The organism is Siminovitchia sediminis (assembly GCF_042680885.1).
GTDB lineage: Bacteria > Bacillota > Bacilli > Bacillales > Bacillaceae_C > Siminovitchia > Siminovitchia sediminis.
The window spans coordinates 1-565 of record NZ_JBHUEO010000108.1 but is presented as its reverse complement, the minus strand read 5'-3'; the positions used below and the strand labels follow the sequence as shown (position 1 = coordinate 565).

1 rRNA gene is annotated in these 565 nt (G+C 52.4%); it reads left to right on the top strand.

Annotated features, from left to right (window positions below):
* Positions 1 to 83 precede the first annotated feature (83 nt).
* Positions 84 to 565 (top strand): 16S ribosomal RNA (locus ACFSCZ_RS17925); the annotation flags it as partial.

Genomic DNA, 565 nt, shown 5'->3' with positions numbered 1-565 from the left:
AGTTTGATCTTTGAAAACTGAACGAAACGAAACGTCAATAATTTATGATTTTTAGTCAGCTTTAAAATGAGCTAACAAACATCTTTTATGAGAGTTTGATCCTGGCTCAGGACGAACGCTGGCGGCGTGCCTAATACATGCAAGTCGAGCGGATGAAAGGGAGCTTGCTCCCCGGATTCAGCGGCGGACGGGTGAGTAACACGTGGGCAACCTGCCTGTAAGACTGGGATAACTCCGGGAAACCGGGGCTAATACCGGATAACTTCTTTCTTCGCATGAAGAGAGGTTAAAAGACGGTTATGCTGTCACTTACAGATGGGCCCGCGGCGCATTAGCTGGTTGGTAGGGTAACGGCCTACCAAGGCGACGATGCGTAGCCGACCTGAGAGGGTGATCGGCCACACTGGGACTGAGACACGGCCCAGACTCCTACGGGAGGCAGCAGTAGGGAATCTTCCGCAATGGACGAAAGTCTGACGGAGCAACGCCGCGTGAGTGACGAAGGCCTTCGGGTCGTAAAACTCTGTTATCAGGGAAGAACAAGTGCCGTTTAACTGGCGGCGCC